The organism is Acinetobacter sp. WCHAc060006 (assembly GCF_004209135.1).
GTDB lineage: Bacteria > Pseudomonadota > Gammaproteobacteria > Pseudomonadales > Moraxellaceae > Acinetobacter > Acinetobacter cumulans.
Genome location: NZ_SGSS01000016.1, coordinates 12040 through 27302, shown reverse-complemented (window position 1 = coordinate 27302; position 15263 = coordinate 12040). Strand labels below are relative to the sequence as shown.

The window sequence follows — 15263 nt, the reverse complement described above, 5'->3', positions numbered from 1 at the left end:
GTAAAAATGGTATTTTCGCTGTTGTAAATTGCCATATTTAATTTTTTAAGTGTCAGTTAGGTCAAAATTTGTGAACATTAAAGAGCCTGAAGGAATCAACATGAGCCGCGATACGATCAGTATCCATTTCGTCAATGCTGCTTTGTCTGGTGTAAAACGCTTAGGCATGGATGTCGAAACTTTATTGTCTCACGTCGGAATTGAAGCCGAACTACTGCGCCAACCCAAAGCGCGTATTTCTCCAGAACAGTACACGCGTTTTATCAAAATGTTGTGGATGGTGACGCAAGACGAACACGTCGGTTTTGATATTCAGCCACGTCGTTTAGGCACTTTTGCCATTATGTGTCAGCTGATTATTCATGCCAAAACTTTGGGTGATGCATTAGAGCTGTCCTCTCAGTTTTATAAATTGTTTGGCGATGAATGGTCTGTAACCTTAGAACGCGATAAGCACGAAGCGCGTTTGGTACCACTCATCCCAAAATCTATGGACCCTGATCATTTTATTACTGAAAGTATGCTCATGATTTGGCATGGATTGGCATCTTGGTTGATTGAGCGCCGCCTGCCTTTAGAGCGTGTACATTTCGGCTATAGCCGCCCAGAACATGCGGATGAATATGATGCGCTTTTCTTTGCGCCTGTAATGCAATTTGATGCGCCACGTACTGAAATCACCTTTGCTGCGGATTATTTAGATCTTCCAATTCGTCAAAACGAAGAATCATTAGAAGAATTCTTAAAAGCTGCCCCTGCACAACTGCTGGTGAAATTTAAAAATACCAACTCACTCACTTCACGTATTCGTGAAGTGCTGAAGAGCCAAATTGGCGAAGAAATGCCAACATTGAACGATGTTGCCTCAATGTTATATCTTTCACCTCAAACATTGCGTCGCCGTCTAGCAGCCGAAGGTAAAAGCTATCAAGGTGTAAAAGATGCACTGCGCCGTGATGCCGCGATTCACCTATTGCTAAACCCTGCTTTAACTTTAGAAGATGTTGCACAGCAAGTTGGCTTTAGTGAAACCAGTACTTTCCACCGTGCATTTAAGAAGTGGACAGGTGTAACACCAGGCCTTTACCGTCAACTGCATGGTTATCACTAAGTCGAAATGAGACTTTTTGACTAATTTACTGTCTTATACTTCTCTGTGATTCATTTAGCCCAAGCACTCTGCTTGGGCTTTTGCATTGTATTAAAACAAACTCAACGATACTTTAAGCTAGGACTGAAACAAAAGTGCCTCTATGCCAAGAGGATAAATCGGTAAGTTCAATTGAGTAAGTTGTGCCTGCGTGTACCACGTCGCTTGATACTCATCGCCATTCGACTCTATACCTTTAATCATTGCCTGAGCATACATACGCTGATCTATAAATACAGCAGAATATACAAACACAATTTCATGACCTGCTTTTCCATCAAACGTAAAAATATTTTCGAGTACATCGAGATATTTCAGCTGGGTAATTTCTTGCTGAATTTCTTCCTGCACTTCTCTGCGGATGCTATCAGCAGCGCGTTCTCCGAACTCAATTCCGCCGCCGATGGGCATTAAATAATGCTCGTTCTTTGTTGGGTCATAGGCTTGAGCTAAAAGAACCTGCTCTTGATGTCTAAATAAACAAATCACTTTTGCACGTATGTGGCTCATTGATCACTCCTACAGAAGGCGCAATATCTTAATACAGACAAATCAAAAAATTAAAATTAATTCAGGCACACATTTGAATACTTGTTTTAGCTACAAGAGACAAAATCAAACTGGCAAAAAATCACATCTGACCTGACCCGTTCTTGTCATTGCACTCATCCAAATTATCCGTACACTCAAAAAACCAATAAAAATTTATACATCAAAGGGACAGGATTATGAGCGAGGCTTACATCATTGATGCCATTCGCACACCGCGCGGAAAAGGTAAAAAAGATGGTTCACTGCATGCCGTTAAACCGATTAGCCTGCTGACTGGTTTATTAAACGAATTACAAAACCGCCATCAGTTTGACACTGCTGCAGTTGACGACATTGTATTGGGCTGTGTGACCCCAATTGGTGACCAAGGCGCAGACATTGCCAAAACCGCAGCCATTGCAGCAGGTTGGGATAATGATGTGGCAGGCGTTCAAATCAACCGTTTTTGTGCCTCAGGTTTAGAAGCAGTCAATATGGCTGCGCAAAAGGTGCGTTCTGGCTGGGAAGACCTTGTGGTAGCTGGTGGTGTAGAGTCGATGTCTCGTGTGCCGATGGGCAGTGACGGCGGTCCTTGGGCGCTCGACCCTGAAACCAATATGGCTTGTGATTTTATTCCGCAAGGCATTGGAGCCGATTTAATTGCCACCATTGACGGCTATAGCCGTGCAGATGTGGATGCCTTTGCGGCCAACTCTCAGCAAAAAGCAACGGCAGCACAAGCCAAGGGTTATTTTGACAAGTCTGTCGTTCCGGTTAAAGACAAAGCAGGCGTCACTGTTTTAGCTAAAGATGAATTTATTAAACCAACGACCACAGCAGAAGGCTTAGGCAAGCTCAACCCAAGTTTTGCCATGATGGGTCAAATGGGCTTTGATGCCATCGCATTGCAAAAGTACCCTGAAGTGGATGCGGTCAACCATGTACACCATGCAGGCAATTCATCGGGCATTGTCGATGGTGCTGCCGTGGTATTGCTCGCCTCTGAAAGAGCGGTCAAAGAACAAGGCCTAAAACCGCGTGCCAAAGTGCTTGCAACTGCATTAGTGGGCGCAGACCCGACCATTATGCTGACGGGCCCTGCACCTGCTGCACGTAAAGCCTTAGCCAAAGCTGGCCTAACCATTGATGATATTGACCTGTTTGAAGTGAATGAAGCTTTTGCTGCAGTGGTGATGCGTTTTATTACCGAGCTCAAGGTAGACCCTGCCAAAGTCAATGTGAATGGCGGCGCGATTGCATTAGGACATCCGCTAGGTGCAACAGGTGCCATGATTTTAGGAACCCTGATGGATGAACTAGAACGCCAAGGTAAAAAGCGCGGTTTAGCGACTTTGTGTGTGGGCGGCGGTATGGGCATCGCAACGATTATTGAGCTAGTTTAATTAACCGAACCGTACACAGCATTTGATACTTGGTATGTGTCATCCACAACCTGACCAAAAATTGAAAATAATGTTTCTGCGAACTTTTAGAAAAAAGACATTAGTTGACAGGTTTTGTGGATGCCAAATGGTTTTCTTGCGGAGCATCGCTCCTCATTTTGCCGAATGAGAAATGTATTTCGCAAGGTAGGTCGAACCTGAATGAAGCTAAAGCACCGCTTTAGCTGAAATGAAATAACAGTAATGAATAAATTTGGAAAGACTCCGTAGTGACGATGAATAATTTAAATCTCAAAAATCACTAGCAAAGTCATAAAAATATTTGGATAAAATTTATGAGCGCAATTCAATTTGAAAAAAATGCCGACAATATCGTCATTTTAACTTTAGATTCTCCAAACCAATCTGCCAACACCATGAATGCAGATTTCCGTGCTGCACTGGCTGAAACAGTAGACAAACTGCAAGCTGACGAAAACATCGCAGGGATCATTTTCCGCTCGAACAAAAAAACCTTCTTCGCCGGCGGTGATTTAGATGAACTGATTCAAGCTACACCTGAGCATGCAACTGAATTCTTCAATATGATTGAAGAGATGAAAGCCAAACTTCGTTATATCGAAACCCGTGGCATTCCAGTTGTGGCCGCTTTAAATGGCACAGCGCTTGGCGGTGGCTGGGAGTTAGCTCTTGGCTGTCATTATCGTATTGCACTCAATGATGCTAAGGCAAAGTTTGGCTTGCCTGAAGTGACCTTAGGCTTACTGCCGGGCGGTGGCGGTATTGTACGCATGGTACGTTTATTGGGTTTGCAAAATGCATTTCCACTCTTAATGGAAGGCAAACAAATTGGTGTCGAAAAAGCCAAATCATTGGGGCTCATTCAAGACACTGCAGATAGCCTTGAAGACTTGATGGACAAAGCTATTACTTGGGTCAAAGCCAATCCAAAATCACAACAGCCTTATGATGTAAAAGGCTATAAAATTCCGGGCGGTACGCCATCCACACCTGCTGTGGCGCAAATGCTCGCCATTGCCCCTGCTATGCTGCGTGACAAAACCAAGGGCTGTTACCCTGCGCCTGAAGCCATTATGTCGGCTGCTGTTGAAGGCGCTCAGGTGGATGTCGATACGGCGCTCACCATTGAATCACGTTACTTTACTTACCTTGCAACAGGTCAAATTTCTAAAAACATGATCGGCACCTTCTGGCATGGCCTTAACGCCATCAAATCAGGTGCAAGCCGTCCAAAAGACGTCGCGAAATGGCAAGCCACAAAAGTCGGCATTTTAGGCGCAGGCATGATGGGCGCAGGCATTGCTTATACCACAGCATCAAAAGGCATTGCTGTTGTACTCAAGGATGTTTCTGTAGAAGCTGCTGAAAAAGGCAAAGCCTATAGCCAAAAACTGCTGGATAAAAAAGTATCTCAAGGTCGTTTAAGTGCAGAAAAACGTGATCAAGTTTTAGGACTGATTCATGCCACTGCAGATGCTGCAGATCTACAAGGCTGCGACTTAATCATTGAAGCGGTATTTGAAAATGTCGAACTGAAAGCCAAAGTGACGCAAGAAGCCGAAGCCTACCTGGCAGATAGCGGCATTTTTGCATCAAATACCTCTACTTTACCGATTTCAGGCTTGGCACAGGCATCCCAAGATCAAGCTAAATTTATCGGGCTGCATTTCTTTAGTCCTGTCGACAAAATGCAATTGGTCGAAATTATTAAAGGTAAAAACACGTCAGCTGAAACCTTAGCCAAAGCCTATGACTATGTACAGCAAATTGGCAAAACACCAATTGTAGTCAATGACAGTCGCGGGTTCTTTACCAGCCGTGTCTTTGGCACTTTTGTACAAGAAGGTTTACGTCTGCTGTCTGAAGGTGTGCACCCTGCCCGCATTGAAATGGCTGCGCTGAAAGCCGGCATGCCTGTAGGTCCATTGGCCATTCAAGATGAAGTGTCTTTAACGTTATCTGAGCATGTTGCTGCTGAGACCCGTAAAGCCCTACAAGCTGAAGGCAAAGACTTGCCTCGCTCAGGTGCGGATGACGTTATTCAAACGATGATTCATGAGTTCGGACGTAAAGGTAAAGCAGCTGGTGCAGGTTTTTATGAATATCCTGAAGGCGGTAAAAAGCATCTCTGGGATGGCTTAAGCAAATGGCAAAAGGATAGCAATATTTCTGAACAGGAAATGATTGACCGCTTCCTGTTTGTACAATCACTCGATACCTTGTGCTGCTTAGAAGAAGGTGTTTTAGAATCAACTGTCGATGGCAATGTCGGATCAATTTTCGGTATTGGTTTTGCCCCTTGGACAGGCGGTGCTTTGCAATTCTTAAATCAATATGGATTGGAAAAAGCGCTATTGCGTGCCAATACACTAGAAGCAAAATACGGCGAACGCTTTAAAGCGCCGCAATTGTTGAAGGATAAAGTAGCAAAGGGTGAATTGATCTAAGCCATCCGTTTCATATTTAAAAAAGGAGCCAAGTGCTCCTTTTTTATTTTATATAGCCACACTAAAGCATTTTAAAGGCCGAATAAATTGCACTTCAGAGGAAAAAATTGGATCTAGTGAGGACGATAGATCATGGATGAGATAGCCCGTTCAATAAAAACAAATACATGAATTGATCTCAATTTATTGTTCAAGCAATCTGCTTTTTGGGGACAAATAAAAACCTTAAAATAATCATGACTTTCCTAGATAATCATCCCTAATTCAGTCATTCCATGTTATAAGATAACATCTCGTTGATTATTTGATTATTGGAATCCATCATGACCGATTCTACATCTCCTGAAAAATCACCTTGGGGTTGGAAAGCACTCATTATTTCCTGTATTTTGGGTGCCTTGTTCATGGGCTTTTTCTGGCTTGCTGTCAGCAATGAACCAGATTACATGCCAAGCCAGCAAAAGAAAGACAATACCCAGCAACATGCTTTTAAAAATGCGCCTGCGATGTCTCAGGAACAAATGGCTGAAGCACAGCAGCAAAAACAAGCACGTGAAGCTGCGCGCAATCAAACGGCTGAAGATATGAATATGAGTGAAAGTGAGCATGCAAATATGGATGGCATGTCACATGGAGCATCATCAGAAACCGCTCACGGCCACTGATCTCCTGTATAAAAAAAGCGCTGATCTACAGCGCTTTTTTTATTTTAAAAGATGTTCACATGCGTGTTTTAGTAAATGGATTGATATCACAACACAGAGGCAAATGATCACTGAGGCTCAGCCAATCTTGGACATCACCTATCCTCAACTTTACATTTTTTAGATTCCAATATTGATCGGATGCAAAAATATAATCGATATGATAAGCCTTAAGTGGATTGCGCTGAAGAAAGAAGGTCGGCTGACTTTCATGGCCTTGTTGCTCTGCCAAGGCGCGATGATAAACACTAAAAATATTTTGTTTTTCCAGCATGCTGACCACATCTGAATGATTCCACCAGCGATCCCAAACATCCCATTTTGAATTGCTATTGAAATCCCCGCAGATCAGTACTGTCTCATCGAGTTGCGCCAAGTTAAGCTGCAAATACTTCCAAATCTGGCCAATATATTGAAAAGTCGGAGAATTGGCTTGTTTCGCCCAAACTGCAAGTAACTGTACTGTATCATTGAGTAACACAGGCAAAAAAAGCTCAAGATTTTCATCAGGTAAATGCAGTGCTTTAAGCTTTATACCTGCGCGAACAAAGATCCCTAGTCCTTTATTTTTATTTTCACCTTTCCAAAGAAAATCTGAAAAATAACGCTGATACAAGCCATTCGCCTGTTCAGGACTTTCACATTCTTGAATGACATAAATATCTGCTTGAAATTGCAAAATAGCCTCAACCTTTTTACGAAAAGCGCCATTGCAATTCCAAGTGATGATTTTCATCTTTATTCCAGTTCGAGTCGCATGTCTATATGCGGAATACCGCAATCGAGATATTCCTCACCTTGTACCTTAAAGCCAAGCCCTACATAAAACTCAATCGCATGAACTTGAGATGACAACTTAACAAAAGGTCTGCCCTGTTTTTTTGCAACCTCAATCACAGCAAGCATCAACAATTTGCCTATGCCTTTGCCACGAGATGAAGACAGCACTGCTACACGGCCAATACTGTGATTTTCCAGTAATCGCGCAGTCGCAATACACGCTTCACCATCCATGACTGCAAAATGCAGACTTACCAAGTCTTGTGCATCCCACTCATCAGCTGGAGCAATCTGTTGTTCTCGAATAAAAACTGCTTCACGCACAGGCCCCACTGCGGATTGCAATTCGCTCCATCCACCAGACAAAACTTTGAAGTTAGACATCACGTTTTCTCAGCATTTACAGCCAATATCTTGCTGGTCCCACTGATCATTCAAGAGCAATTCTAATGAATGCTTTTGAATCCCATACATCTCTTTCAATGCTTGTATTTGTGCTAATACAGCCTGATCTGGCTCACTATAATCTTGACGCTTAACCGCCAAAATCATTTTGTTCTTACTGGTATGCTCCAAGGCCACAAACTCAAACACTTTAGTTTCATAACCATAGGCTTTCAACAATAAAGCCCGAATCGTATCGGTCAGCATTTCCGCCTGTTGCCCTGCATGAATACCAAACTGTAACATCGGTGAAAGTACTTTTGGCGCAGTCAGTTGTGGACGCAATTCTTTATGACAACACGGTGCGCACATAATCATCTGCGCATTTAAACGAATGCCCGTATGAATCGCAAAATCCGTCGCGACATCACACGCATGTAAGGCAATCATCACATCCAAGCGTTCTGGCTCGTATGTACGTACATCACCTTGGAAAAAACCGAGCTGCTCAAAACCTGCCTGAGCAGATACATTTTGACAAAACTCAACCATTTTCGGATTCAGTTCAACACCTGTCACAAAAGGCGTTTGCTGATGCTTTGCCAAATAGTCATACAGCGCAAAGGTTAAATAACCTTTACCTGAACCAAAGTCGACAATATGCAAAGGCCGATCAGGCTGCTGAATTTGTTCTACTGCCCCCGCACAGATCTCAACAAACTTATTAATCTGTTTCCATTTGCGGGCCATGCTTGGAACGATTTGCGCTTTGGCATCTGTAATGCCCAGCGGTTGCAAAAATAAACTGTCCTGATCAACATAACGGTGCTTAACACGGTCATGGCCTTGCTGTTCAGCCCCAGACTTAGCGACAGCCTTATGCTGAGTGACAGTGAGCATGGCTTTTTTCTTGTTTTTCTTCAGCTGTAATTCTTCAGTGGCCGTAAATAAATTGGCCTGCTTACAACACAGTAATAACTCACGCACAATATCCAAAGCTTCACTTAAAGGATAATTTTTAGTGACATCTTGAGTTTTATATCGGTATAAAATACTCAGCATAGGTTGTTGCTGTAGTGAAATGACTCTTAAGGTCAATTTTTCAAGCTGCTCAAGTTCACCCTTGTATTGACTCAGGATCAAGCGCTCAAATTGATGCTTATCAATCGCTTGCTGAAATACATCAAGGAGTTGCTGTTCCTGTGGAAAGAGAGAAGCCGAAGCGGACATACTTTAAACCTAAAAATAATTGCAGCTAAAGTTTAAATCTTCTTACGACAAATGCAAATTTCAATTATTATACATCTGTATATTTTAAATATTGGGCGACATTAAATGATAAACAACGCTCCACTGATTCCAGATTATGACCCGCTTGAAGAACGAATTAATTATCTCAGCCATGGTGTAGGTGCAGTTTTAGCCCTTATTGCTGGTATTTTATTGGTCATTAAAGGGGCTTATTTGCCTGCATGGCAATGGTTCGGGCTATGCGTTTATGCCTTGAGCATGGTGTTATTATTTTCTGCGTCTATGCTTTATCACATGTCGACCACTGCCGATCGACGCTATTTTTATAAAAAACTCGACCATACGGCTATTTATTATTTAATCGCAGGAACCTATACCCCATTTTTAGCCATTGCTATTCCCACCACTAAAGCACACTACTTATTAATTGCTCTGTGGGTCATCGCTATAGTAGGTACACTATTCAAGTTAATATTCATTAACTCTTTCCAAAAAGTATCACTCTTTGCTTATTTGGCTATGGGCTGGCTGGCTTTATTGGTCATTGATGATATGAAACACTTTTTAAGCGCTCAAGCTTTAACCTTTTTAATCATTGGTGGGCTTTCTTACACCGTAGGCGCATTGTTTTATGCATTAAAAAGAGTAAGATATACCCACGCTATCTGGCATATTTTTGTATTGTTAGGTGCAGGATCACACTTCCTGTCCATCTATCTGTACGTGATTTAATCATCTCTTTCTTCATTTCAGCGACCCTGAGCGAGTAGAACAGAGAAGATTGCTGTTGTTTTTTTAAGAAATTACGCCTTTTTTAAAAAGATTACGCTTTTAAAACTAAGTTTTTTTTATTTTTAGTAAGTGTAAGGTCTATCATGGCGTCAACAAATTCTGCTGCGCAAGCGCCAGCAACCAATTCAAAATTTCGTGTACTTACAGCCAGCCTTGTAGGTACTACAATCGAATTTTTTGATTTCTATATTTATGCAACGGCTGCCGTTATTATTTTCCCGCATTTGTTCTTCCCTGCAAGTACAGATCCGATGACGGCGACAATTCAGTCTTTGGCTACGTTTGCAATTGCCTTCATTGCTCGCCCGATTGGCGCAGCACTCTTTGGCCATTTAGGCGACCGAATTGGTCGTAAGGCCACCTTGGTCGCAGCCTTGCTGACCATGGGGCTTTCCACCGTTTGTATTGGCTTACTCCCAACCTATGCACAAATTGGTATTTTTGCGCCGTTGTTATTGGCACTGTGCCGTTTAGGTCAAGGTTTAGGTTTAGGTGGTGAATGGTCTGGTGCAGTACTTCTGGCAACAGAAAATGCACCTGAAGGCAAACGAGCTTGGTATGGTATGTTCCCTCAACTCGGAGCTCCTATCGGCTTTATTCTTGCAACAGGTTCATTCCTCACATTAGGTCACTTCATGTCTGAAGCCGACTTCATGCAATGGGGCTGGCGTATTCCATTTATCTCTAGCGCATTGCTAGTGATTATGGGCCTTTGGATTCGTTTAAAACTTCATGAAACGCCTGCGTTCCAAAATGTTTTAAACAAACAAAAAGAAGTTAATATTCCGTTTAAAGAAGTGATAACCAAGCATTGGGGCATGCTCATTTTAGGTACAATTGCAGCCATCTGTACTTTCGTTGTGTTCTACCTAACTACAGTATTTGCTTTGCAATGGGGAACAACTCAACTCGGTTATACACGTGAAGAGTTCCTTAAACTCCAATTGGTTGCAACGCTTTGCTTTGCAGCATTCATTCCATTGTCAGCAGTTTTTGCCGAAAAATTCGGTCGAAAAACCACTTCAATTGCTGTGTGTGTAGTTTCAGCAATCTTTGGCCTCATGTTCTCTAGCTTACTTGAGTCTGGTAGCACAGCTATTGTGTTCTTATTCTTGTGTATTGGTTTAGCCATTATGGGCTTAACTTACGGCCCAATTGGTACAGTATTGTCTGAAATATTCCCGACTTCAGTACGTTATACTGGTTCTGCACTGACTTTTAACTTGGCAGGTATTTTTGGTGCATCTTTCGCGCCATTAATCGCAACTAAACTTGCGACAGGTTATGGTTTATATGCTGTAGGTTACTACCTTACTGCCGCGTCTATTCTTTCATTGATCGCATTCTTGCTGATCCGTGAAACGAAAAATGATGACGTAAACAACCAAATCTAAGTCTTGTCATGCATATAAAAACGCCAGCAATGATGCTGGCGTTTTTATTTCACTCTAGCGCTGTGCAAGCCAAGCAATTATTCAATATCAAGATTAATCTTCCAGCTCTTGCTGCAAGTCATCCATCATCAGTTGGTAAGTATCCGCAAACTGCTCTGGATCACCACCCGAATTATAATAACTCGGCACAATATAGGTCACGACCTGCTGGTGCACATCATTAAAATACAGCACATTCACCAAAGCTTCGATCTCATCTTCTTGAATACCACTGGTCAATGCTAATTGCTCAAATTTTTGGTAAAACTGTGCAGAAAACGCCTGATCACTCACTTCAGACGCACGATTAAACTCTTGTGCAAGTTGTACCAATCCTAGATTTAAATGCTCAGCTTGTTGCTCATCCAAGCCAAATAAGGTACCCACTTCTTTATAAAATTCTGACATATAATTATTCTCAAGTAATTAAAATGATCTTGTGCCAAAACTACATTTACACTATCCGCATAACAATGTGTTTTCAATCATCATGATGTTGCTTTTATCATTTTAGCCAGCACCACTCTAATATAAAGAATCTGTGAATCTCTTCACAAGAGCTGTGTTTAAATCAACTCAATAATATCGATGGTTGGTGGCACACGAAAACGAAATGGCACACCGACCATCCCCGTGCCTACAGTCACAAACACATCTGCATGTTCATGCTGATATAAACCTTTTTTATGACCTAATATCGAAACTTTTTTCATCACATAATCGGTCAGCCATGGCAATTCCACTTGGCCACCATGTGTATGCCCCGACAGCATTAATGGACGTGTTGGAAGTTCAGGTACCATATCTACCGTATCTGGATTATGCGATAAAATAATCCAAGGTTTATCTTGCGGTAACTGTGGCATAAAGCGCATATCGGCTTTACCTGCCCATAAATCACCAATGCCAATTAAACGAAATTCATTAAACTCAACCACCTGCCCTTCAATATCCATTACGTTGTTTTGGCTTAAGGCACGATTTAGCAATTCTTGTATCGGTGGTCCAGGATATTGCTCATCATGATTACCATTGACTGAATAAACAGGTGCATCAATTTGCTGTAACACAGCCAATTCTTCAGCCAATTTATTTTCAGGTTCATAAGTCCAATCGCCTGCAACCACCACTAAATCGGGCTTATGTTCATTTAATTTTTCAACAATTTGCTTTAACTGACGTTCATGGCCCGAAAACAACCCAATATGTAAATCTGCAATGAGTGCAATTTTGACAGGCTTCAGCATTTTACGGTCTTCGTGAAGCTGATATTTAAGGGTTTTTACCTGTATAAAATGTGGCTCAATAAAACGTGCATAGCATAATAGCCCCGTAATGAAGGCAATAAAAATAGCTTCATGTACGGCGTAATAACCACTCCATCCCGCATAAAAGCTAAAGAAAAACAGCGGAATTAATAAATAGGAGCAATAAAAAGCCAATAGGTGAACAAAGGCCTTAAAAGGATGTATGGTTTCCGTTCGTGATTGGCTCAGCCATGCCTGAGAGATGGCCCAAATAGCCAAGAGTCCCATTGCTATATAAAAATAAATCACCACGGAATTCATATCCCACATATATCTGCTCTATCAGTTAATCGATCAGTTTTCTTAGTCACTATATTTATCTTTTCATAGCTCGCCACTATACTCAAATCTAATTTTGAAATTAGCTTACTATATGACGAATGCCCAGCCCAAAGCTCAGCACTTAGCCCCCACTCAAACATCGCGTCCAACAAAAAAAACAGCGGTCTTACTCAGTGTGAGCTTATGTTTAGGTATTCCTGCATGTACAACATTACCCAAGCAAGTCCAGCAACCTGTTGAGTACGGTTTTAGTACACCCACAGAACAAACTACCTTAGGCAAAATTATTACCCCTTTACGCGATGCTAAGCCGGGTTTAACGGGTTATCACGTCTTATATGACCCGCTTGAAGCACTGGCAGCCCGATTAGAGCTCATCAATAAAGCCGAAAAAACGCTCGATCTACAATATTACATTTGGGACAATGACAAAATTGGCTCAATGGCCCTGCATTCGATTATTCAAGCGGCAGATCGTGGGGTAAAAGTTCGTTTATTAATTGACGACAACAATGCCAAGAAAATGGAAGGCATTTATCTTGCGCTTGATCAGCACACCAATATTGACGTCAAATTGTATAACCCCTATCGCTTTCGACATTATCGCGCAATGGATATGTTGCTCGATTTAAAACGCATCAACCGTCGTATGCACAACAAAAGCTTTATTGCAGATAACCAAATCGCTTTAATTGGTGGCCGTAATATGAGTAATCAATATTACAATGTCAGTGATAACTATCAATTTTCTGATGTAGATGTGATGTTGGTGGGTTCTGCATCTGATGAAATTGTGCATTCTTTTGATGAATACTGGAACGACGATTACGCTTTCCCGGTAAAGCAATTGGTCAATCCACGCCATTACACATTGCGTTTTCCTGAACTGAAACAACAATTAGAAAAGCATGATCAAGAAGTAACAGTACAAAACTATTTAAACTTGGCCAACCGCTCCCATGCCTTTGACAATTGGCTCAACAACAGTATTCAACTGGACTGGGTTAAAGCCGAAGTAGTCAAAGATTCACCGAGTAAAATTAAAGCCAAAGCAAAAAAAGAAGAACATCTAAACTTTCAATTGCTGAATCATTTAGACCGTCCAAATGAAAGCATCGATATTGTTTCTGCATATTTTGTCCCTGAAAAAAAGGGCGCAAAACAATTAATCGATTTGGCTGCACATGGCACGAAAGTACGGGTACTGACCAACTCATTTAAGGCCAATGACGTGCCTGTTGTACATGCGTTTTATGCCAAATATCGCGAAGACTTGCTCAAAAATGACGTGCAATTGTATGAATTTTTGGCCAATCCAAATATTGAAAACTTAAATGCCAATACTGATGAATTGGCCAAAAAAGCCAAAGTCAGCATTAAAGGGCTGAGCCGTTCAAGTTTACATGCCAAACTGATGGCACTAGATGAAAAACAGGTCTTTATTGGTTCATTTAACTTTGATCCACGTTCGGCTTATCTCAATACCGAAATTGGTGTCTTGCTATATAGCCCACAATTGGCCAAAGCCGTACACCATACAATGGATGAAAACTTAAGTAAGTTTGCCTATAAACTGGTCTTAGATGCCAACCAAAATATTAACTGGAAAATTAAGCTGGCCAATGAGCAAATTCGAACCTATGAAAAAGAGCCAAAAATGAAATGGTGGCAACGTGCTGGCATGAAAATGATTGCTTGGTTACCAATCGAAGGCTTTATGTAAAAGCCTTCTTAGCATGCTGTTTAAGATGCAACAGGCGATGTATGAAGTACTTTTGCTTGTAACGCCACAAGGCCTTCTGTCATCTTCTGTTGTACTTCAGCTGTTAAGCTATCTACCGTATGCCCTGTCGAATCAATGGCAGGCAAACTCATTAAATGCGCTGTAACTTCTGGCATTTCAAGCACATTTTTTACATGCTGTGCAAAGGTCATATCATCAATAAATGGCGCCACCATATCCAGCTCACCTTGCTGATTGACATAGCAAATTAAGCAAATTTGTACAGGTTTTTGCGCCTCAATGGCTGCACCTAATAAGCGGCCATGTACCTTTTTAATTCGAGTACCATCTGTTGTGGTGGCTTCTGGAAAAAATAATACTGGACTATCTTGTTTTAAAAAATCAGTCATTTGCTCACGAATTCGCATGGAATCACCTGAGCCACGTTTAATAAATAAAGTTCCACCACCCTTCGCTAACTTGCCCAATAAAGGCCAAGACTCAATTTCTGCTTTGGCCAAAAAGAACACCCGTGCACCTGATCCCAAAACAGCAATATCTAGCCAAGAAATATGATTACTCACCCACAGTGCAGGTTCACGCGGTATTTCACCATGTACCTTCACATCAATGTTAAACACCTTACACAGTTTGCGACAAAAGTACTGCACATAACGGGTATTTTTAGGATTGTTCGGATCTTTATATAAACGGTGACGAAACACCAAATAAAACCCTGCACTTACAGCAACGACCATGGCCACGACTTTTCGAACATAAAGCACAAATCGGGAGACGCCTTTAGAGTTTGTTTGTGGATGTACTACAGGTTGAGTCATAAAATGATCGCTGTTAAAAATATTGTATTTCGTGACATAAAATGCCTTTCACGCATCATACTATACTGCGTGTTGAAATTTTACATTGATCATAAAAACCGAAAACTGTGATTTCTTTTTCCCATTTTTATCGAATAAACAAATCAATTAATATAATACTATTGAATTAATAGATCCACATTCTCATGCACAAGCTCGACCTTCAGTCAGAACAAC

General features: G+C 41.6%; 14 protein-coding genes. 7 read left to right on the top strand and 7 right to left on the bottom strand.

What is annotated here, in order from left to right; genetic code table 11:
- Positions 1-100 precede the first annotated feature (100 nt).
- On the top strand, positions 101-1111 hold the full coding sequence (locus EXE29_RS10600; protein ID WP_106985970.1) for an AraC family transcriptional regulator: 1011 nt from the start codon (positions 101-103) through the stop codon (positions 1109-1111).
- A 117-nt stretch (positions 1112-1228) separates the two neighbouring features.
- Here EXE29_RS10600 and EXE29_RS10595 read toward each other — a convergent pair whose 3' ends face one another.
- Positions 1229-1660, bottom strand: a complete 432-nt coding sequence (locus EXE29_RS10595) for an NUDIX hydrolase (RefSeq protein WP_120364629.1) — start codon at positions 1658-1660, stop codon at positions 1229-1231.
- Positions 1661-1878: 218 nt separating this feature from the next.
- On the opposite strand from EXE29_RS10595, the gene EXE29_RS10590 reads away from it, so the two are divergent.
- From EXE29_RS10590 to EXE29_RS10580, 3 genes are all read left to right on the top strand, one after another.
- The gene (locus tag EXE29_RS10590; protein ID WP_120364628.1) at positions 1879-3084 is read left to right on the top strand and encodes an acetyl-CoA C-acetyltransferase; all 1206 of its coding nucleotides are present in this window, start codon (positions 1879-1881) and stop codon (positions 3082-3084) included.
- A 335-nt stretch (positions 3085-3419) separates the two neighbouring features.
- Positions 3420-5552: a 3-hydroxyacyl-CoA dehydrogenase NAD-binding domain-containing protein gene (locus tag EXE29_RS10585; protein WP_120364627.1), complete on the top strand. Its 2133-nt coding sequence runs from the start codon at positions 3420-3422 to the stop codon at positions 5550-5552.
- Positions 5553-5875: 323 nt separating this feature from the next.
- A complete protein-coding gene (locus tag EXE29_RS10580) occupies positions 5876-6217 on the top strand; it encodes a hypothetical protein (protein WP_120364626.1) in 342 nt (113 codons plus the stop codon).
- A 55-nt stretch (positions 6218-6272) separates the two neighbouring features.
- Here EXE29_RS10580 and EXE29_RS10575 read toward each other — a convergent pair whose 3' ends face one another.
- Genes EXE29_RS10575 through EXE29_RS10565 form a run of 3 tightly spaced genes read right to left on the bottom strand, consistent with a single transcriptional unit; the run spans position 6273 to position 8650 of the window.
- Positions 6273-6992, bottom strand: a complete 720-nt coding sequence (locus tag EXE29_RS10575; RefSeq protein ID WP_120364625.1) for an endonuclease/exonuclease/phosphatase family protein — start codon at positions 6990-6992, stop codon at positions 6273-6275.
- Between the two features lie 2 nt (positions 6993-6994).
- Complete coding sequence (locus EXE29_RS10570) at positions 6995-7420, bottom strand: GNAT family N-acetyltransferase (protein WP_117006359.1); 426 nt, start codon at positions 7418-7420, stop codon at positions 6995-6997.
- A gap of 9 nt (positions 7421-7429) precedes the next feature.
- Positions 7430-8650 carry a class I SAM-dependent methyltransferase gene (locus EXE29_RS10565; RefSeq protein WP_117006358.1) on the bottom strand — a complete coding sequence of 407 codons (1221 nt, stop codon included), beginning with the start codon at positions 8648-8650 and terminating at the stop codon, positions 7430-7432.
- A 108-nt stretch (positions 8651-8758) separates the two neighbouring features.
- Between EXE29_RS10565 and trhA the strand changes: the two genes are divergently transcribed.
- Together trhA and EXE29_RS10555 are read left to right on the top strand one after the other, a co-directional pair.
- Entirely contained in the window at positions 8759-9403 is a 645-nt protein-coding gene (gene trhA / locus EXE29_RS10560) for a PAQR family membrane homeostasis protein TrhA (RefSeq protein WP_171356287.1), read from the top strand.
- A gap of 143 nt (positions 9404-9546) precedes the next feature.
- Complete coding sequence (locus EXE29_RS10555) at positions 9547-10857, top strand: MFS transporter (RefSeq protein WP_106986585.1); 1311 nt, start codon at positions 9547-9549, stop codon at positions 10855-10857.
- A 93-nt stretch (positions 10858-10950) separates the two neighbouring features.
- Here the strand turns inward: EXE29_RS10555 and EXE29_RS10550 are convergent, their stop codons facing one another.
- Both EXE29_RS10550 and EXE29_RS10545 read right to left on the bottom strand, forming a co-directional pair.
- A complete protein-coding gene (locus EXE29_RS10550) occupies positions 10951-11304 on the bottom strand; it encodes a hypothetical protein (RefSeq protein WP_106986584.1) in 354 nt (117 codons plus the stop codon).
- Between the two features lie 158 nt (positions 11305-11462).
- A complete protein-coding gene (locus EXE29_RS10545; RefSeq protein WP_117006357.1) occupies positions 11463-12473 on the bottom strand; it encodes a metallophosphoesterase in 1011 nt (336 codons plus the stop codon).
- Positions 12474-12576: 103 nt separating this feature from the next.
- Between EXE29_RS10545 and EXE29_RS10540 the strand changes: the two genes are divergently transcribed.
- Complete coding sequence (locus tag EXE29_RS10540) at positions 12577-14208, top strand: phospholipase D-like domain-containing protein (RefSeq protein WP_117006356.1); 1632 nt, start codon at positions 12577-12579, stop codon at positions 14206-14208.
- A gap of 20 nt (positions 14209-14228) precedes the next feature.
- Here the strand turns inward: EXE29_RS10540 and EXE29_RS10535 are convergent, their stop codons facing one another.
- The gene (locus EXE29_RS10535; protein ID WP_120364624.1) at positions 14229-15047 is read right to left on the bottom strand and encodes a lysophospholipid acyltransferase family protein; all 819 of its coding nucleotides are present in this window, start codon (positions 15045-15047) and stop codon (positions 14229-14231) included.
- Positions 15048-15263: the final 216 nt, after the last annotated feature.